The following is a 21,457-nucleotide window of genomic DNA, read 5'->3' as shown; positions in this document are numbered from 1 at the left end:
ATGAAGATTAAGACTATCAATCCTTCTTACATTAGAAAGTTATTTGTTTACTTGGAACTTTGTGTCACCGGTTGCAAAGAAAGCATTAATCTGCTTTGCTGCAGCAATACCAGCATTCGTATTTGCTTCAGCAGTCTGAGCACCCATCTTCTTTGGTGTAGAGAAATAGCGACCCTCAAACTTCTTAAACTCTTCGTCTGCATCTGGCTTAATATCGGTAACAAACTTTAAGTCCTCACGCTCAGCCATCAACTTCAAAAGCTCTTCCTCGTTAATAACCTCTTTGCGAGCAGTGTTTACGAGGACTCCCTTCTTTGGAAGAAGATTTACTAAACGGTAATCAATACTCTTTACGGTCTGTGGAGTTGCAGGGATGTGAAGTGACAAGACGTCACAAGTCTGGAACAACTCATCCTGACTCTTACAAGCATGAACACCTGCAGCCTCTATAGCATCAGCAGGACAGAATGCATCGTATGCATAGACTTCCATACCAAAGCCTTTTGCTATGCGTGCCACGTTTCTACCAACATTACCGAAAGCAAGAATACCGAGTTTCTTACCCATTAACTCAGTACCAGCCTTGCCATTATAGAAATTGCGTACAGCATATACCAACAAACCAAACACAAGTTCGGCAACTGCATTAGAATTCTGACCAGGAGTGTTCTCTACTACGACATTCTTCTCCTTTGCATAAGCTGTATCAATTGAATCATAGCCTGCACCTGCACGTACTACGACCTTCAACAGTTTAGCAGCATCAAGTACCTCTGGTGTAACTTTATCAGAGCGTACAATCATTGCATCTGCATCTTTTACAGCCTCGAGTAATTCAGCTGTACTCGCATATTTTTCAAGTAGGACAACTTCATGTCCGGCATCTTTTAATTCGTTTGTAATACCTTGCACAGCAGCCGGTGCAAATGGTTTCTCAGTTGCAATTAAAACCTTCATAGCTTTAATGTTTAGGTTAATAAAAAGTAAAGACAATTACTTAGACTTAGCAAACGAAATACTTATGCTTGCTAAGTCTAATGACTATGCGACTTAGTGCCTAGCTTCGAATTCCTTCATTGTTTCAACGAGAGCCTTGCAGCCTTCAACTGTCATCGCATTGTAGCAGCTTGCACGGAAACCACCAACATCACGATGTCCCTTGATACCAACCATGCCTCTTTCTGTTGCAAACTTAAAGAACTCATCTTGAAGTTCAGCATATTCATCGTTGAGAACGAAGCAGATATTCATGTAAGAGCGATCTTCCTCACACTTAACTGTGCCACGGAACAACTTATTGCGATCGATCTCACCATAAACAATATCAGCACGCTCCTTAGCAAGTTTCTCCATAGCTTCTACACCACCATTAGCCTTAATCCAACGAAGGTTTTCCAATGCGGTATAAATAGGTACTACAGGAGGAGTATTGAACATTGAACCCTTCTTAATATGTGTACGATAATCCAACATAGTTGGGATTTCACGCTGTACACGACCAAGAACGTCGTCCTTAATAATAATGAATGTTACACCTGCCATTGAGAGATTCTTCTGTGCACCACCATAGATACAGTCGTACTTAGAAACATCAACTGGACGACTGAAGATATCAGAAGACATATCACCAATCAAACGAACTGGAACGTCCAAATCTTTGTGATATTCTGTACCATAGATTGTGTTATTAGTAGTTACGTGCAAATAATCCAAATCTGTAGGAACATCGAAGTTCTTTGGGAGATAGGTATAGTTCTCATCTGCTGATGAAGCAACTTCAACAACTTCTCCAAACAACTTAGCTTCCTTCATTGCTTTCTTTGCCCAAACACCAGTATTCAAATAACCAGCCTTCTTTACCAAGAAGTTAAAAGGAATCATGCAGAACTCAAGTGATGCACCACCACCCAAGAAAAGCACTGAATAGCCTTCAGGAACATTTAACACTTCCTTTACTAAAGCCATTGCTTCGTCCATTACTGGTTGAAAATCCTTTGAACGATGGCTGATTTCAGCAATTGAAAGACCAATTCCATTGAAATCTAAAATAGCACTTGCTGTTTTCTCGATTACTTCGCGTGGAAGGATACATGGACCAGCACCAAAATTGTACTTTTTCATCTGATTGTTTAGTTTAAGTTTGACTTATGTTTTGTAGTTATTATCAGTATTAAATATTGTAATAGGTTTCTATATTCTACGATGCGAAGATACGCTTTTATTTTTATACTTCCAAATAAAATAACACTTTTTTTATCTGTAAAATATCAAACGATTTATACACACCGACGGACATGAAAAGGAAAAGGTGACACATTGTATAATGCATCACCTTACTTCTTCCACAACGGTACGAATACCTTTTATTTTTTCTCCTTTAGTCAAAGAGATTATTTCTTTTATCTTCGTACGTACTACTGCTACATAAGTAAAACGGTCCTTTATGTCAATCTTTCCTATCTCAGAAGACTTCAATCCTCCCTTTTTACAAAGAAAGCCAACAATATCCATCTTTGAGATTTTGTCTTTCTTTCCTTTACCTATATATATAGTAGCCATGCGAGGCTGAGCAGGTTTCTGTAAAGAGTCTGGAATCTTGTATTCTTCATGTTCATTGCTAACAAACTCTGGCAAACGTTCTTCTGGACCAAGAATGAAGAAGGTTCTTCCTTCTTTGTCCCAACGAGCTGTACGTCCTACCCTATGAACATAGCTATCTTCCGTTTCCGGGAAATGATAATGTATTATGTTATCAACATCAGGAATATCCAGTCCACGTGAAGCCAAGTCAGTGCTAACGAGTATTGGTGCAGAACCATTAGAGAAACGATAAAGTGCAGCTTCACGCTCACGCTGTTCTAAGCCACCATGGAACCAGCTAATTATAAACCCTTCTTCCTTTAAGAACAAGGCAGTACGCTCAACAGAGTCACGATAATTTAAGAATACAATACTACTCTTGTCACCTAAAGAAAGTAAAAGGTCCTTCAAAACCTTCAGTTTATCCTTCTCTGGACTTGTGACCGTGTAGAGGCAAATACGATTAGGAATATTCTCTTCATCTGTACGATAATCCAAATGAATAGTTCTTCCCATTGATACAAAATTAGGAATAGTCTCTGATTCTGTCGCTGATAGTAAGATTCGTCTTTCAATATTTGGCAACTTACAGAGAATACTCATCATCTCTTCTTGGAAACCAAATTCAAGGCACTTATCAAACTCATCTATCACAAGCCACTTTATTGTCTCCGTATTAATATTTGCTTTATCAAGATGATCATTCAATCGTCCAGGAGTAGCAAAGACTATTTGTGGCTTTACATCTCTCAATACGCGATGCTCTTCCATCGTTGGACGCCCACCATATAATGCCATAGAACGTAAGCCACTTCCCATATCTTTAAGTACGTTAGCTGACTGCAATGCTAACTCGCGTCCTGGTACTAAGACTATTGCCTGCAACTCATCAGTCTTAGCATCCAACCGCTGGATTAATGGTAGAAGATAAGCGTATGTTTTACCAGAGCCTGTCGGTGACATAACGACGATATCCTTCCCTGTATGTAATACAGCTTCAGCCGTAGCTTCCTGCATTGTATTGAGTGTTATACCAAGTTTATCAATAATATCGTTGTTCATCAATACTTTTCCTTTCTCAACTTATCAATTTCATCAAACTCCTTACCCATATTAAGATTAAGATAAATAGTGTATAAAGGAGCTAACCATTTACTCTTTGCAGTTGGTGCAAGCTCTCTGAACTTCTCCATATAGGGCTTAGAACGCTGATATAATGTTATTATCTTTTCTTTGTTGGCTCTATACTTCTGCCTATCCTTATTTAATTCTATTGCTTGATTAAAATAAGCAAGCCCAATGTTATAATAAGCATCAGAAAAAGATGCATTCTCTTTAATTATCTTCAAACAAAGCTGAATACTCTCATCATAACGCCCCAGGTTCAATAAGGCTGTACTCTTAGCAAACTTAAATAAAAGGCTTGTTGAATCTGCCTTTAAAGCTCGTTCTGACAAATCCAAAGCCTTTCCATATTGTCCCATTTTTACATAATATTCTGCCAAACGAGGAAAAAAGAAAGCAAAGTTAGGATATTGCTCAAAACCGACCTGCAATGACTTCACATACATTGTTGTATCTTTCTTTAGCAAGTAAGCTTCAGCCTCATATTGACGGACGAAATTAAGCATAGAAGTATCACGCTCTGCTATATCTTTAAACAACATAATCTTATCTGCATCACCTAATTTGTATCCACAATACATTGCCCAGTAAGCAGCATGAGGCATTAGTGCATCCTTTTCTATATAATCATATTTTTCAAAAAGAGGCCATTTAGCGGAACAAAGATAATCTGAGAAAAAATTAAAAGCAGTTTGATAATCATTCTTATGAATAAAAAAAGATCCGCCATTGAACAAATTGGGTCGAATAGAGTTAAGAAAAATCGAATGCTTTAGTCGATATTTAGGTTGAATTCTCCCTATAGAATTGGAACAAGCATCAAGAGTATCAAATCGTGACATCGTATTATATAACTTACGTGTTATAGAAAAAAAAGCAGTTGTATCGTACTGCTGCTTTAAATATAATTTTTCATTGCCTAATTCGTACTGTTTTATCAACACATCGCATAGAAGTAACCATATTCTATTTTCTTTTCTATATATAGAATCATCCAACAATCCTTGCAGAGTTTTCTCTGCCTTATCGAGTTCTTTCCCAGCCTTGACTTGCTCTTTCACAACTTGTAACTGCTTTTTCTGTGCAAAACAACATAGGGGAAAGAGAAACCCCACCATAAATAAAAAAAACTTAATATTCCTCACTTCTTATATTTTGTAACGAGTGGTTCTAACTCGTCGGCCTTTATTTTATCATTTAGAATCGTATAATCAAGATAAAGAGGTTCCACCCAATCTACTTTATTACGTCGTGGGTCTTTTGCTCTCACACGTTCAAGATAGGAACGTGCTTCCGCAAAGATATCCAAAAAACTTTTATCAGAAACAATCTCTCCCCTTTTCTTCTTTGCAATAATAGAATCACGTAAAGCCAATCCTTTCGTATTCAAACACACACCAATATTAAAAGCTACAGGAATACTACTTGGATCTATCTCATCTGCCTGTTTATATGCATCAATAGCTTCATCCCAGCGCTCAGCATGCATCGCAATCTCGCCTTTTAATATCCATGGGACAACAGAATTAGCCGTATTATCTTCAAGGATCTTGTCCACAAAATCTTCTAGATTAAACCTAGGTGTAGGATTCTGATAGAACTTCATGATCCACGAAAAATATTTTTCATTTGTAGGCTCTGTCCGATAAAGCTGCTGTAAAACAGATAAATAACGGATAGAATCCTCTGCATTCTTCATTTTATCGTGCATACATTGTGCCTTCACCTCAGCCGCAGATTGTGCCGTTTCATCATACTGCATAGCAATATCTGCATATTTGTCTGCTTCTTGTAGATCACGATTCTTCAAATAATAATATGATAGATAATAGGCTGCTACTCCAGATTCATCTACATTATCTTTCACAAGCTCAGATTGACGTACTTTTAGATATAGTTTAAATGCAGCCAAACCTTCTTGCCTTGTACGAATATTTTTACTGAAATATTTACCCGCATCTATTAATAAAGGATGTAACAAGGCCAAACGACTTTTGTTCTGTTCTTCAAATCTTAATTCAATCTTACCCTTTCGATTAGGTTTCCTATCAAACTCATCTGAGTTCAAAGAATACTCAACCCCATCAATGATTGTTTTAAAAAAAAGAACAGAATCCTTTTCCATTTTCTTTTCTATGCGAGTAAAAGCATCTTTCGCAAGACGGTTAAAAGACTCTGCTTGTTTATAAGCTTCTTGTGCAGAAACGGGCTCCCAGCATAAAAGAAAGAAAAACAATAATGTAAATAATCGTATCATCAACAATTACTTTAGTAAAACAAAAATCCCTCTCTTATAATTTAGCCTACAGGGTCATCATAAAAGAGGGAAATATCTCAAAAGCTTACTGCTGTACGCCTGCGTCAGCTGCAGCATTTAAAGTCTCAGGGGCTTGTGGACCCTTTACAAAATAATAACAACCATAAAGAGGATAAGCCCAAGCAGACTTCTGTTCTTTCATTACATCAAGCTTCTTCGCTGTCTCTAGATAAGAGATAGCTTTATTATAAACTTCATTGAATTGTGCACGAGCAGCTGGAGATAATACACCTTTCACTGCTGCTACGCGTTCCTGCGCTTTATAGAACCAGCACTGACCAATTGAAGCATTGATTGCGACTCTAGCATTATCATCCTTTGCCTGTGCAAGTGCCTTTGTTAGATAATCTGCAGCCTTTTCATAATCTTTTTTCTGACTGGCAAACTGACCTTCCATCACAAGAGCCCCATAACTATTAGGATTCTTTGCAAGAGCCTCATGAACGATTGCCTCAGCCTTATCTTGCATACCTAATGCACTGTAAGTTGAGGTTAGTGTAGTCAATATAGCATCATTTTCCGGATCTTTTGCATATATACCGGCAAGTTTCTCAGCATAATTGATAGAATCCTGACGACTCTTAAGTTGCGCACCTAGGATTGCCAACTGCAATTGCTGAGCATCTTTAGCACGATCTTTATTTTGCATTGCATAAGCAACATACTTCTCAGCTTTCTTATAGTCCTTATTCTGATAAGCGTAATAAGTAGCAAAATAAGCTATTTCATTGAGATTCTGGTCCTTAGATTTATCAAATTTTGCAAACATTGGATCATCAGCAGAATCTACATAACGTGCAAGATACTTATAAGCATTAGCATCATCCTTCGCACCCTGATAATAAATACCTCCATTAATTAGTTGACCACGCAGAGTATAAAGCTGATCAGCAATATTCGTGTATCTAGGTTTTACCTTACCTTTTGCATTAGGCATATTATCATACTTCTCTACCTCTGCAGCAGCATCAAAGGCTTGTCCAACAGCTTCGTAAAGTCCCTTTTCATCAACAGGCTTATTACCATCTTTACCCATCTGCTTATTGGTCTCATTTTCAAGCTGAACAGCTTGCTCTGCGGTAACTTTCTTCATTGCAAGCTCATAAAGCTTATCATAAGCTCTTGCTTTTTCTGCATTGTCAGTAATTTGTGCAAGATTAGCCTTCAAGAGGTCTAAAGCCTCCGCATAAGTTTGTGCTTTCAAGATAGCTTTTAATGGCTCACTATCCCCTGCAAATACAGCCGATGTACTGAGTAGCATCAATGCTGCGAACAATAATTTCTTCATATTAGTTATCACTTTAAAAGGTTTATAATTCTATTCATTATTCAAAATCTACTGGATTATCTTCCAAATTTTCAATCGAAGATGATGTTTCGTTCCTAATTTCTTCACTATTTTTCTCCCATTGCATATGACTTTCTTCTTCCATCTCTGATTCCATTTCTGAGCTCATTACTTTACATACAGATGCAATGACATCATTTTTCTTAGCAAGATTGATTAGGCGTACACCCTGAGTAGCACGACCCATAACACGACATTCTGATACTGCCATACGAATAACAATACCGCTCTTATTGATAATCATAAGATCATTCTCATCCGTAACATTCTTAATGGCAACTAATTTACCTGTCTTATCCGTTATATTAAGAGTCTTAACACCCTTTCCTCCACGATTTGTCAAGCGATAATCTTCAACCTGAGAGCGTTTGCCATAACCTTCTTCTGAGACAACCATTACGGTCTCATTTACAGGGTCATTTACAACAACCATACCAACGACCTCATCCTGACCATCATCATCAAGACGCATTCCACGGACACCAGTAGAAACACGTCCCATTGTTCGGATATTTGACTCATTGAAACGACATGCGCGCCCATTACGGTCAGCTATGATCAACTCATTATGCCCATTTGTCAAACGAACATCAACCACTTCATCACCCTCATTAATATTGATAGCAATAACGCCATTAGTACGAGGACGAGAATAAGCACGAAGCGAAGTTTTCTTTACAATACCTTGCTTAGTAGCAAACACAACATAATGCGAATCAAGGAAAGTTTCATCATCCAAACCTTTGATTCGTAAGAAAGCATTTATAGAGTCATCTGGTTCAAGAGATAGCATATTCTGAATAGCACGTCCCTTCGAATTTTTATCGCCCTCAGGAATATCATAACACTTCATCCAATAACAACGCCCTTTACGAGTAAAGAACAACATTGTCTGATGCATTGTTGCAGGATAAATATACTCCGTAAAATCTTTATCACGAGTACGAGCACCCTTAGAGCCAACACCACCACGAGCCTGTTCTTTAAAATCAGTCAATGGAGTACGTTTGATATATCCAAGGTGGCTTATTGTAATAACGACAGGATCATTAGGGTAGAAATCCTCTGCATTAAATTCATGCTCATCTGGTATAATCTCTGTACGACGGTCATCGCCATATTTTTCCTTAACTTCCTGCAATTCAGCTTTCATCACCTCCTTACAACGCTCAGGGTTATTAAGAATCTCCTGCAAGTCCTTAATGGTTTGCATAAGTTCTTCAAACTCCTGATGCAACTGGTCAAGACGTAAACCCGTCAACTGCGACAAACGCATATCGACGATAGCTTTGGATTGTAACTCATCAAAACCAAAGCGCTTCTCCAGATTTGTTTGAGCTTCTGAAGGAGTTTTACTTGCACGAATAATATGAACAACCTCGTCGATATTATCACATGCCTTTATAAGAGCCTCTAAGATGTGAGCACGTTCTTGAGCCTTCTTTAAATCAAACTTAGCACGACGAATCGTTACATCATGACGATGTTCTACAAAATATTGAATACACTCACGTAGACTCAACAGACGTGGACGACCAGCAACCAATGCTATACAGTTCACAGAAAATGAACTTTGCAAAGCTGTCATCTTGAAAAGTTTATTCAAAATAACATTGGCATTAGCATCTCGTTTTACGTCCACAACAATACGCATACCCTGTCTACCCGTTTCGTCATTTACGTTTGAGATGCCTTCAAGCTTACCCTCCTTTACCAAGTCAGCTATATATTCAATGAGCTGCTGCTTATTAACACCATAAGGGATTTCTGTTACGACAATTTTGTCATGTTGCTCGCCACTCTCTATTTCAGCTTTTGCACGCATAACAATACGTCCACGACCTGTTTCATAGGCATCTTTTACACCTTGAAGACCGTATATATAAGCACCAGTTGGGAAATCTGGGGCAGGAATAAATCCCATCAATCCATCTGTAGTGATATCAGGATTATCTATATAGGCACAACACCCATCAATTACCTCGCTTAGATTATGGGTTGGAATATTTGTTGCCATACCAACAGCAATACCGTTCCCACCGTTTACAAGCAGATTAGGAATTTTTGTAGGCATTACAGCAGGCTCACGTAGCGTATCGTCGAAGTTGTTGACCATATCAACTGTATCCTTCTCGATATCATCCATAATATGCTCACCCATCTTTGATAGACGGCACTCCGTATATCGCATAGCAGCTGCAGAGTCACCATCGACAGAGCCGAAGTTACCTTGCCCATCAACTAGCTTATAACGCATATTCCATTCTTGCCCCATTCGAACAAGAGCACCATATACCGAAGAGTCGCCATGTGGATGATACTTACCAAGCACTTCACCTACGACACGAGCACATTTTTTATAAGGCTGGTTACTAAAATTACCTATACCTCGCATGCCAAATAGAATACGACGGTGTACTGGTTTAAAGCCGTCACGAACATCTGGGAGGGCACGAGCCACAATTACCGACATAGAATAATCGATATAGGAGCTCTTCATCTCCTCCTCGATGTTGATCTTCATAATTCTGTCCTGATCAATTGTCTGATTTTCGTCCATTATCTTTATTACTTGTGAATCTTCTAATCTTTACATTATGTTAGCTCATACTTAAAAAGACAAAATTGCCTACAATAGCCTTTATTTTCTTTCTGAGCCGTTTTACATATATTTCAAGGTGTAAAGATACAAAAAAAATATAGATTACCAAATGCTTAAAACGAAAAAAATGTTATTATAGGCCTAAACGATAATATATTATAAAACCCAATAATATTAACTAAACTTTATCTTAACTATAAAACCTTGTTATGATACGAAGAGGGTCTAAGGTTACAGAGTTGACTATAGCACAATAAGAGATGACGGCCAACACAGATTGAGATGATAGCTAACACAAATGGAGCTAAGGGTGAACACAAAGCTGACTCTAGGCTTGATAGTATTTATAAAGTACGATAAAATGATCATTATAACTGAAATAAGTCCAAGACATACATATCTGCCCACACTGTAATATCAATAACTACAGATATCCCCATACGTTGAAAACGGAGAACATTGTTTGCTGGTTTCTTTGCTTGCAACTGGTAACCATACTGTTGCATGTCTCGTGAAAATATACGATAATAAGCTTTATCCCAAAAAATTATCTGTAAATGACCGTCTTTATCATCTACAATCGCTATACTAGAATCATCCTTCTTCTCAAAAAGTCTATAAAGAGGTTGTTGAAGCGAGTTAAAATTTGGATTAGGCCCAACATGCCATCCCCAAAGCTGGCGAGTATCCGTTGAACCAACAACCAGTTCTGTTCGAATCTGCTGAAACCCATACTTACTAAAAAAACTAGATGGGATTGTGCGTTTTATCTTTTGCGCCTGATATTGTAAAAGATCTGAAATTTGAATTTGAACTAAAGGGAAATTCCCCTGTGCCGTTAGGCATAGAGGAAACATTACCCACATAAAGATTAATAATATTCTCTGTTTCATGACAATCCTTCAAGTTCATTAAGCCAATCTGTGGACATAGCGTCAGAAGGCATACGCCAATCTCCGCGTGGAGACAAGCTGACACTACCGACCTTGGGGCCATCTGGCAAACAAGAACGTTTAAATTGTTGTGAGAAGAAACGACGGAAGAAGATGCGCAACCAATGCAGAATAACTCCATCTGCATATACATTATAAAAAGCCTTTTGGGCCATCCAATAGACCTTAGAAGGGCGAAAACCACAACGAAGGACGTAATAAAGGAAGAAATCATGTAACTCATAAGGACCTACAAGGTCCTCTGTCTTTTGCGCTATATTACCTCTATCGTCAGCTGGCGTCAACTCTGGAGATATCGGAGTCTCAACGATATCATTTAGTGTCTGGCGTGAAGTCTCATCTACTCCACTCTCTGCTACATAACGTACAAGATACTGCGTAAGTGTTTTTGGAATACCAACATTCACAGCATACATACTCATATGATCTCCATTATAAGTACACCATCCAAGTGCCAACTCACTAAGGTCACCTGTACCGATTACTAATCCGCCCAACTGATTGCTTAGATCCATCAATATTTGTGTTCTCTCGCGAGCTTGAGAATTTTCATAGGTAACATCATGTACTACGGGATCATGGCCAATATCTTTAAAATGCTGTAATACAGAAGTAGCAATGCTTATCTCACGGATTGTGATACCAAGGCTTTCCATAAGTACCATTGCATTATTATATGTACGATCCGTTGTGCCAAACCCCGGCATAGTTACACCAATAATCCCTTTACGGTTAAATCCCAATTTATCAAAGGTTTTCACTGCCACAAGTAAAGCTAGTGTAGAATCTAAGCCTCCACTAATACCAATTATGACGGTTTTACAATTAGTATGAACCAATCGTTTGGCCAGTCCACTAATTTGAATATTAAAAATCTCATCACATATAGCCTGCATATTCTCACTTCTCGGAATAAACGGATGCTTATCAATTTGACGGGTAAGAGTAAACTCACGCATTGGATTTAAATAAGGTAGGCATTCTATACGCAATGCTAACTCTCCAATCTGTCTTGTTATCCCATTCAACCCAGCTACAGGGCGCTGCGCATTAACAAACGTACTATTAGTTCTGCGCTCACTACGGAGTCGTTCTACATCAATTTCTGATATCACCAACTGAGATTCTAGTTGAAATCGTTCAGACTGCTCCAAGAGACTTCCATTTTCAAAGATAAATGCATTACCCCCATAAACAACATCTTGTGTACTTTCACCAAACCCACAACCGCTATATACATAACCACTAATAGTACGTGCACTCTGCTGAGCAAGTAGTGACATAAGATAAGCATGCTTTCCTATAAGCTCGTCACTGGCTGATAGATTAAAAATAATTTCTGCACCTGCCAAAGTAAGATGATTACTTGGTGGAGTTGGAGCCCAAACATCTTCACATATTTCTATTCCAAACTTAGCACCTTGGGCTGTTCGGAATATCTGCATATCAGGAGTAACAAGAATATGATGACCTGCAAAATGAATAGACTGTGGACGCAAATCTTGTGAAGAGGCGAACCAACGCTTTTCATAAAACTCACTATAATTTGGCAGATAAGTCTTTGCCACGATTCCTAAGAGTTTTCCTTGCTGAATAACTAAGGCACAATTCAGCAACAATGGACCTGCAGCTACAGGGGCACCAACAATTACAGTTATATCCAATTGTCTGGTAAAATCAAGTAAAGACAACGTGGCCTGTTCCGCATTATCTAAGAGTAGCTGTTGGTGAAAGAGATCTTGACAAGAATATCCCGTCAAAGATAGTTCTGGGAAACATATTATCTCAACTCCCTTACCTTCTGCAATTGCTATCTGATTTTCAATCTCGGAGAGATTATACTTTGTGTCAGCAACTTTAACTGCAGGGATAGCTGCTGCAACTTTGATAAGTCCATATTTCATACGCTCAGGATTATTTGATTGTTATTTGTGTTGCTCCATAGCCATATTCACGGAAGGAGGCATCTTGGTAAGAGTAATGTTTATATTTATAATTTAATTCATGGATAATGGCATGACGTAACACTCCTTCACCTTTCCCATGAATGAAAATGATCTTCTTTCCACGCTGCGCTTTATACTGTTCAAGTGTACGCCGGAAAACATCAAGTTGATATTCTAGAATATCAGCAGAAGACATACCTGCAGTCGTATCAAGGAGCTCTTCCGAATGCAAATCAACTATAATCTTGTCATTATTCAGTATCTGCTTTGCAGGCTTTTTGTATTCTACCTTGTAGCGTTTAGCAAGTTCGTCCGTCCCTTTCTGTACAGCATCATCTACATGACAGTCTAAAGTGACATATCCAGTCTTTAACTTCTCTACTGCCTTATCTCCCGTCTTCTTTATTAGAGGCTCAAACATTGGGCGCAGAGCTAGTTTATCCTTTTCTACTAATGTATAAATCAATGCTGGTTGCTCAAAGAATACATTCTCATGAAAAGTATTCAACTTGTAGAACTTCACAGCATCAATATTCACTTGAATATCACAAGTAGGCTTAAGTTTAAAAGGCTTATTCTTGTAAGCATGAAATTGCACGCATCCATGAAGCATATCATTAAGGTCTGCAATCGTGAAATCTTCTATTAGTAATTTCATGTTCGGTTCTAATTCTCCAACAGCTCTAAGACTCCAATTCTCCCCGTCCTTTACTGCATAAGAGAAATGAATATAGTAATTAGAGTCATTCACTAAATAAGATTTAAAATGAGTTGTTGATAGATTCTTAATATCAGTAGGTGTGAATGCTAAATAGATTGAAAGTTCATCACCACCTATACGCTCTTTCACAGGAGCTTCAAAATCAATAGAAGGATCATCATTCAAATCAATTCCAGCATCAACATCACGCCATGCAACATTAATGGGTTCATCATCTACACTTGCTGAAGTCAGTCGTTGTTTGATACTACGCTTATCTTCACCTTCATCTACTTTCCTCTGCTGCTGATCGATGCGTAGTTTTGCGCGGTCAACAGCTGCATCCTCAACAACAACAATTTCATTAGCTGGTGTAGGAATCTGAAAGCCATCCTCATCCTCAACTAACACGATTTTTCCTTTAAAACCAGCAATAACTCCACCACCGGTATCACTTAAAAATCTAACTTTATCTCCTATCTTCATTCTTCAATACATTTCAATAAATTAGTTCTATTCTTTACTATTGGACACATTTGTCCAAAGAATTAGACAAACGTGTCCAATCAGTTAGACAGATTGATCCAAGCAGTTGGACAAGTCTGTCCAAAGACCATTTCCTTACAGCTACAATCAAGGTATTAATAAAGAGGAGTCACCATAACTTAAGAAACGGAAATCATGACCAATTGCATAATCGTAAATCTTCCGCCAATCACCTTTAACAAAAGCACTCACAAGGAGTAGTAATGTCGACTGTGGTTGATGGAAATTTGTTACTAACGCTTTTACTATCTTATAAGTATAGCCAGGAGCAATTATAATCTGCGTACTTGAATGTAGGCTCATCAAATCTTCTCTTTCTAAATAATCAAGTAATCGGCGAATAGAATCTTCGACAGTAATAACATTACCATCTACTTCCACTAATCCGTCCTGATTATGCGGTAAGTCGTACGGTTCCCACTGATTTACATGGAGTTCATTCTCCGAAGAATCAGGGTTTGTCACGAGTTTTACCCCCATGTAATAGAGACTTTCCAAGGTCCTGACACTGGTTGTCCCTATAGCTATTGCTTTACAATTATGCTTGAGCAATTTCTCTAAGGTCTGACGCCTTACAACAATAAACTCCGTATGCATATTATGTCCCTCAATCTCATGACTCTTAACAGGCTTGAAGGTACCTGCACCCACATGAAGCGTCAATTCTTCACGATCAACACCATGTGCATCCAATGCACTTAAAACCTTTTCTGTAAAATGTAACCCGGCTGTAGGTGCGGCAACAGAGCCTTTAATCTTAGAGTATACTGTCTGATAGGTTTCTTTATCACTTTCTTCTGTTGCCCGATTAAGATAAGGCGGTATTGGCAACTCCCCTACAACCTCCAGGATTTCTGCAAAAGAGATATTCTCATTATCCCAAACAAAGGTTATCCAATGATTAGTCCCTCCTCCATGTTCTTGAGACCTTACCCGATCCAGAGTTGCCGTAAGAGTAAGTCTATATCCTTTAATCTCAAATTCACGCTGCAGAGAACCTTCTTTCCATTTCTTCAGATTCCCTACCATACAAAACCATGCGCATTGATGGTTCGTCTGAAACATGAGTTCATAATCCGTTGGCTGGGCAGGTTCCATAAGAAATACTTCTATTAAAGCTCCTGTATCCTTACGGAAATGTATACGTGCTTGTATTACTTTCGTATTATTAAAGACCATCAGAGCTTCTTTTGGCAGATAATTTGGAAGATTATAAAAAACATCTTCTGTGATAACGCCATGCTTGTATAACAACAATTTACTGTGATCACGCTCTGCCAATGGAAACTTTGCTATACGCTCATCAGGTAGCGGATAGTTATAATCAGAAATGCAAATATGTTTTGTATCTTCAGACATAATTTATTTATATAGATAAAACAGCACGAAAAGCTGCATAGATAAAAGTCAATATAAGAATGCTAATAACCACATCTATGTCTGCAAAGCTATAGCCCGTTCGAGTATACTTTGTAGATATATAATGTAATTTATCACTACACCGAATATAAATACGAAGGTATAAAAAATAAACGAGAACAGCTATTGATGACCCAAAAATGATACCAACAACAACATCAGAAGGATAATGAACCCCTAAATATATTCGAGTAAGCGAAACAACAGAACACCAAACAAGCATACATGTCGTAAAGACCTTATCTCGAATCAACAAACTAAAGAAGACAGCCAAGACAAAAGCATTCGAGGTATGTGAGGAGAAGAAACTATAGCCAGATGCAGAATAGTTATTTGTTGCGGAGATAATCCCTCGTAAAGAGGGCTCTTCTAAAGGACGAAGACGCGCAACAAGAGGTTTAACAAGTCCTAAATTTATGGTATTACTCAGTAACAGACATATTGCTACTGCACCTATCACTAACAATATCTTTTGCCAGTTCTCATTATTCTTAATAACCAAATAAAGTAAAGAAAAATATAGAGGTATCCAGGTATAAGCAGAGGTCAGAACCACTACGAAGTTATCCAAGAACAAATTCTCACTTCCATTAAAAGCAAGAAGAATCAACCTATCTATTCCTTGTATTACCCCTATATCCATTATTAGAATCCTTGCAAATCAAAAAGTCTTTCTAGATTGCCTCTATACGACTTGATTGTATCCACCCTCTACGTCCATCATTAAGCTCTATCTCTGTCCATTTCCCCATGCTATCATCTGTAATTTTAACCTTTGATCCCTCATGGAGAATAAACACCTCTGCAGAATTCTGGTCAGGCGTTTTCCTTGCCACAGCAGATGAAGACATGATAACACCTCTATCATGAGAATTAAGAAACAAACTTTGCTGTATTGCAAGCGTTGTTCCCAACAAAAAACAAATAAAAAATAAAGGTAAAACCATCCTTAGAATCCGACGGACGATATCACTTTCTATAAACAAATAGAGGATAAGGCCTAACAAGCATATTAACAAACAGATAAGGCTCAGATAAGCCCATACGTCTATACTAACAATACTAACAAAAGATTTATACCAAGTAACAAAGAACATCTCTGGTTCTGGCGTTAAATTATCTATTGTTTTTGATTGAGCCAGTTGGAGATTAAAACGTATATCATCGTTACTCGGCGCAAGCCTTTGCGCACGCTCATAAGCAAGTACAGCGTGAGGAATATCATCTAAACGATAATATGCATTACCTAGATTATAAAACAAAGCAGCAGATTCCTTTTCCTTCAATAAATTTTCGTAGCCTTTAACAGCTTGCTTATAATTACCTTTCTGATACATCTGATCAACCTCTCTCTTGCTTTGTGCAGATATGTGCAAAGAGAATATACTGAACACAAATAACAATACCACGAAAATAAACGATTTACTAATAGAAGGAGCTGCTTTCTTTATGGACTCTTCGATACCCGCTATAGCTTGCATTGCACTATCAAAAGTTTTTTTCATATTACCTTTTTCATCACCTGGTGCATAACGTTCATATTCACATTCATCAATGGCAATAATAAACTTCTCTGCGATTTCATTAGATACACCAATCTTAGATAATTGTTCAATTATATTTTCGCGTGATAACTGCTCAATAGGTAGACTCAATTTATCACTTGCATATCCCCATAAAGCCTGTAGAATCTCATCATAAAAGTCAAGATTATTCCCTTTAAGCATAAAAGAGTTGGCATTATGAAGCCGAATAGCTGCTGTTCGATTAGCATTTTTACCGCGCTTAAGTACCATGTCTACATGATGTGCAAACCGACGACGAAAACAGAAAGAAAGGATGCCACATGCTGCCAGTAAAAGGCCAAGAGTTAGGAAATAAGCTACCGAACCAAAGAAAGAATCATCTACTACACTCAGTGACGAGTTGCCCAACTTTAACGGTAGAATATCCTCTTTAGGCAAATTAACTTCCATTGCATCACTAACTGAGCCATTTCCTTTCAAAACCCGTATATCAATAGGAGTTGTCTGAAGTGTAATAAACTTCCTTTGCAATAAATCATAATAGCAGAACTTAGCTGAAGGTATAGAGAATACTCCTTCTTTATGTGGCACAACAACTTGGTCATATATCATATTACCTTCATTTCCCTTTGTTGTGAGCTGAGTTTTATCAGTCACTTTAACATCATAAGCTTCAAATCCATTAGGAAGTTTTATAATTGGTTGCTTTATAAGCTTCAAATTACCAGACCCACTAACAACCACACGGATAGTAAAAGGATCTCCAACTCTAACTTCTTTTTTATTCAATTGTGCGGAAAGATTAAAATGCCCAACTCCACCTGAAAACTCTGTTGGACGAGTAGGCAAAGGAAGAACACGAATAGAAAGCCCTGGTGCAACAACATCTTTCTTTATACTAGTGGAACCACCGTCGATTCCAAAGTCTTCAAAAGGATTAAAAGCATCATTTACTTGAATTATACCATGAAAGGTTAATGGAGGAACACGCAATGTACCTGTCACCTGCGGATACATAACATATTCACTCCAAGTAACACAATTATAAATACGTTTACCAACACGTTCTTTATGGAAAGTTTTTTGTTGGGGAAGATCAATTTCCTGAACATGAAAGCCTGATAAATCAGGCATTTTTCCAACTAGCTGACGAAGATTCTTTGTAGTATATACCTTATATGTCAAAAGAACAGGCTCCTGTTCGTAAACAGTACTCTTATTGGCTCTAACTTTTATAAACAGGTCATTAGGGCCAATCTTTGAATTTGAAAGGCGAGATCTTTCTCTAGTATCATAATAACTACCCGAATTTGAGGCATGGGAGTTGTTTGCAATATTTGATGCAATTATCTTTACAGGGGTTGAAGCTAGATCTTGTCCATTAACAAAAATTTTTGCAGGACCGATACTCAACCCACCTCTCTTTGTGGCAATAAAAACATAAGTAAATGAAACTGACGACGAACTACTAGCATGTCCATCGATAAATTGGAAATTGGATTGAGAAGACGTAGCTGGACCAAAAACCTTCTCTAACCCAGCAGACAATTTGCCTAATTGAAATCTACGAACATCTTGTGTATATATCGTATACTCAATTTGAAATTCCTCTCCAACTGCTACATGCTTAGGCGCTGTAACACGGATGTGTTGTGCACTCATAATAAGAGTACTCAACAAGGTTAAGAAAAACATCATATATCGTTTCATATTTAATTTACCAATTTTTATCAAGTTTTCGATCCGACGGTTGCTTCATTGCTTTAGATAAACGTTCTTGTGTTTCTTTTTCTTGCTGCATTGCTGCATTTAGAAGCTGTTGGGCATTGTCTCTACTCATACTATTACGATTCTTTGCCTGATTCGATTCTCCATTTTTATTGTCACCATTCCTTTTCTGATTTTTCTTTTGATTATTATTAGATTTATTCCGCCCACCAGCAGAATGCTTCTTTTTTTGTTGTTGCTGTTTTTTGCACAGTTCCAAATTATAACGTGCTTTGTTATGATTAGGATCTATACGTAATACTTTTTTATAAGTTTCTATAGCTTCGCCATAGTTTTTCTCTTTTTGCAATAGAGTCCCTAAATTATAATAACTACTAACCCGAGCAGAAGAAGCATCCTTTAACTTTATGACTTTTTCATATAAAATCTTTGCTTCAGAGTCCTTATTTTGAGCTTGTAAAGTCCTAGCAAGGTTATAACAAGCTACTATATTATTATTATCTTTATTCAAAACTTTCCGGTAAGATATTTCTGCATGCACATAATCTTTTTGGGAATATTGCTTGTTCCCTACTCTAATTAATTGATTAACAGTCTGACTGTTAATCGTTAAAAAGAACATAAGCAAACATAGTATGACATAACACCTTCTTATCATAAATCTAAGTATAAAAGCAATTTATTTTTTCCTTTCAAGAATCAAAGATTCTAAAATTAAGAGTAGAATTACTATAAGAGCTATACCTTGAAACTGCTCATCGAAATCACTATAGATAACATTATTAATTTCTCCTCTCTGCAATTTACTCAGCTCACGATTTAATATAACGTCCGCCAAGTCTGTATTATCAACATGTATATACACACCATGCCCTACTTCTGCGATCTTTTTACACATCTTCTCATTCAAACGCGTCTTTACAATATCACCACTAGGTGTTTTCAGGCTTTCTCCATTTGGCATTGGGATAGTTGTACCTTCCTTAGAACCGACACCTAAAATAAAGACCTTTATACCTTTCTTCTCAGCTTCATTAGCCATCTCCTCTGCACCACCTTCATTATCTTCACCATCAGTAATAACAATAATCGCTTTACCAATTTTAGAATTTGGTGTAAAACTATGTATAGCAAGATTAAGCGCTTTACCAATATCTGTTCCCTGAGTACCTATCAGAGATGGACTAATATTATCTAAGAACATTTTCGCAGAAATATAGTCACTTGTAATAGGTAGCTGTACAAAAGCATCACCAGCAAAAACTATAAGCCCAATCTTATCCTCACTGAACTTAGTCATTAAATTCTCTACCATCAATTTACTTTTTTCCAATCGCGAAGGAGGAACGTCTTGTGCCAACATCGAATTACTGATATCTAAAGCAATGATAGTTTCTATCCCTTTCTTGTTTTTTTTGCTGGCTATTCTATTCCCGACCTGAGGACGTGCAAGCATAATCACAAGCAAAGTTAAAATTACTTCTGACAGAATAAACTTAATTAATATTCTTTTATGACTTACTGTAGAAGAAAACCTCTTTATCAACTCTGGGGTTCCAAACTTCTTTATCCTTTTTTTATAATTACATAAAGACATATAGTAAACTGTTGCCAATAAAGGGATCAGCAACAGCAACCACAAATATATAGGGGATTCAAATCTAAACATTCTTTATTTTATCTCGTAAGACCCGCAATAATAAGAACTTATGGTAAACGTCTAAAAACTAGAAGACGCATGAATAGTTCTAAACTAAAAAATAATAAAGCTGCCCATGCAAAAGGCATATAGGCTTCATATAAATGGCTATATGATTTCATACTCAACTTCGTTTTCTCTAGTTGATCAATGTCTTGATAGATCCTAGATAATTCACTTTGACTTTGAGCACGATAAAACTCTCCATCAGTTGAAACTGCTATATTTTGTAAAGTCTTATAATCAATAGCACCCATAGAATCACCTGTCTCTTTACCAAGCCCTATCGTATAAATTCTTATACCAAATTTCTTTGCTATAGTTGCAGCCGTCATGGGAGAAATAGACCCAACATTATTACTACCATCAGTCAATAAGATTACCACCTTGCTTTTAGCTTTAGAATCTTTAAGTCTACTAATTGCATTGGCTAATCCCATTCCTATCGCAGTACCATCTTGTATCAACCCTTTCATAACTAAATCTGCTCTCACATTATGAAGTAGATTTAACAAAGCAGCATGATCAACAGTCATTGGACATTGAGTAAATGCTTCACCAGCAAAAATGGTAAGACCTATATTATCATTCGGACGACCATTAATGAACTCTGATGCAACTTCTTTCGCGACTTCCATACGATTTGGAAAAACATCTTCCGTTAACATACTTGCAGAGACATCCATTACCAACATAATGTCTATTCCTTCCACATTTTCATTATTCCAAGAATTATAAGTTTGAGGGCGTGCTAAAACAATTACAACTAAAGTATAAACAAGGCAATGTAACACCAGTGGAAGATGTATCATTCTAGCTCTCCTACTTTTAGGAACATTCTGATACGCAAATGTATCACTCATACGTATCATAGGTTCTTTTCCTTTTCCTCTCAAGAAAAACCATAATATATATGGTATCAATAAAAGTAACAAAAAAAGATAACCACTATTTGCAAATTCCATTTC

16 protein-coding genes are annotated in these 21,457 nt (G+C 37.4%); all 16 read right to left on the bottom strand.

Going from position 1 to position 21,457, the window contains the following annotated elements; translation table 11 throughout:
- Window positions 1-39 precede the first annotated feature (39 nt).
- Window positions 40-957 (bottom strand): NAD(P)-dependent oxidoreductase, encoded by a 918-nt coding sequence (locus ACZ48L_RS01095; protein ID WP_025790563.1) that lies wholly within the window; start codon window positions 955-957, stop codon window positions 40-42.
- 93 nt (window positions 958-1,050) lie between these two features.
- Window positions 1,051-2,121: a 3-phosphoserine/phosphohydroxythreonine transaminase gene (gene serC, locus ACZ48L_RS01090; RefSeq protein ID WP_025790564.1), complete on the bottom strand. Its 1,071-nt coding sequence runs from the start codon at window positions 2,119-2,121 to the stop codon at window positions 1,051-1,053.
- Window positions 2,122-2,328: 207 nt separating this feature from the next.
- Window positions 2,329-3,642, bottom strand: coding sequence for a DEAD/DEAH box helicase (locus ACZ48L_RS01085; protein ID WP_008822380.1), 1,314 nt, complete (start codon window positions 3,640-3,642; stop codon window positions 2,329-2,331).
- The gene (locus tag ACZ48L_RS01080) at window positions 3,642-4,823 is read right to left on the bottom strand and encodes a tetratricopeptide repeat protein (protein WP_044113762.1); all 1,182 of its coding nucleotides are present in this window, start codon (window positions 4,821-4,823) and stop codon (window positions 3,642-3,644) included. Before ACZ48L_RS01080 ends, ACZ48L_RS01085 begins: the two co-directional genes overlap by 1 nt.
- A gap of 23 nt (window positions 4,824-4,846) precedes the next feature.
- Window positions 4,847-5,962, bottom strand: a complete 1,116-nt coding sequence (locus ACZ48L_RS01075; protein ID WP_008822378.1) for a tetratricopeptide repeat protein — start codon at window positions 5,960-5,962, stop codon at window positions 4,847-4,849.
- A gap of 85 nt (window positions 5,963-6,047) precedes the next feature.
- A complete protein-coding gene (locus ACZ48L_RS01070) occupies window positions 6,048-7,310 on the bottom strand; it encodes a tetratricopeptide repeat protein (RefSeq protein ID WP_008822377.1) in 1,263 nt (420 codons plus the stop codon).
- 37 nt (window positions 7,311-7,347) lie between these two features.
- Entirely contained in the window at window positions 7,348-9,930 is a 2,583-nt protein-coding gene (gene gyrA, locus ACZ48L_RS01065; RefSeq protein WP_025790567.1) for a DNA gyrase subunit A, read from the bottom strand.
- Window positions 9,931-10,340: 410 nt separating this feature from the next.
- Window positions 10,341-10,865, bottom strand: coding sequence for a hypothetical protein (locus ACZ48L_RS01060; protein ID WP_025790568.1), 525 nt, complete (start codon window positions 10,863-10,865; stop codon window positions 10,341-10,343).
- The gene (locus ACZ48L_RS01055; RefSeq protein WP_025790570.1) at window positions 10,862-12,829 is read right to left on the bottom strand and encodes an NAD(+) synthase; all 1,968 of its coding nucleotides are present in this window, start codon (window positions 12,827-12,829) and stop codon (window positions 10,862-10,864) included. Before ACZ48L_RS01055 ends, ACZ48L_RS01060 begins: the two co-directional genes overlap by 4 nt.
- A gap of 10 nt (window positions 12,830-12,839) precedes the next feature.
- Complete coding sequence (locus ACZ48L_RS01050) at window positions 12,840-14,057, bottom strand: DUF2027 domain-containing protein (protein WP_025790572.1); 1,218 nt, start codon at window positions 14,055-14,057, stop codon at window positions 12,840-12,842.
- A 147-nt stretch (window positions 14,058-14,204) separates the two neighbouring features.
- Entirely contained in the window at window positions 14,205-15,476 is a 1,272-nt protein-coding gene (locus tag ACZ48L_RS01045; protein ID WP_025790573.1) for an S-adenosylmethionine:tRNA ribosyltransferase-isomerase, read from the bottom strand.
- A 7-nt stretch (window positions 15,477-15,483) separates the two neighbouring features.
- Window positions 15,484-16,179, bottom strand: coding sequence for a phosphatase PAP2 family protein (locus ACZ48L_RS01040; RefSeq protein ID WP_025790574.1), 696 nt, complete (start codon window positions 16,177-16,179; stop codon window positions 15,484-15,486).
- A gap of 31 nt (window positions 16,180-16,210) precedes the next feature.
- Window positions 16,211-18,772 (bottom strand): BatD family protein, encoded by a 2,562-nt coding sequence (locus tag ACZ48L_RS01035; protein WP_025790576.1) that lies wholly within the window; start codon window positions 18,770-18,772, stop codon window positions 16,211-16,213.
- Between the two features lie 7 nt (window positions 18,773-18,779).
- Window positions 18,780-19,448: a tetratricopeptide repeat protein gene (locus ACZ48L_RS01030; RefSeq protein WP_025790577.1), complete on the bottom strand. Its 669-nt coding sequence runs from the start codon at window positions 19,446-19,448 to the stop codon at window positions 18,780-18,782.
- Window positions 19,449-19,469: 21 nt separating this feature from the next.
- The gene (locus tag ACZ48L_RS01025; RefSeq protein ID WP_025790579.1) at window positions 19,470-20,459 is read right to left on the bottom strand and encodes a VWA domain-containing protein; all 990 of its coding nucleotides are present in this window, start codon (window positions 20,457-20,459) and stop codon (window positions 19,470-19,472) included.
- Between the two features lie 38 nt (window positions 20,460-20,497).
- On the bottom strand, window positions 20,498-21,454 hold the full coding sequence (locus ACZ48L_RS01020) for a vWA domain-containing protein (protein WP_025790581.1): 957 nt from the start codon (window positions 21,452-21,454) through the stop codon (window positions 20,498-20,500).
- Window positions 21,455-21,457 lie beyond the last annotated feature (3 nt).

Source organism: Prevotella histicola, assembly GCF_055385135.1.
The sequence above is the reverse complement of the archived record's forward strand: the minus strand, read 5'-3'. Positions and strand labels throughout refer to the sequence as shown.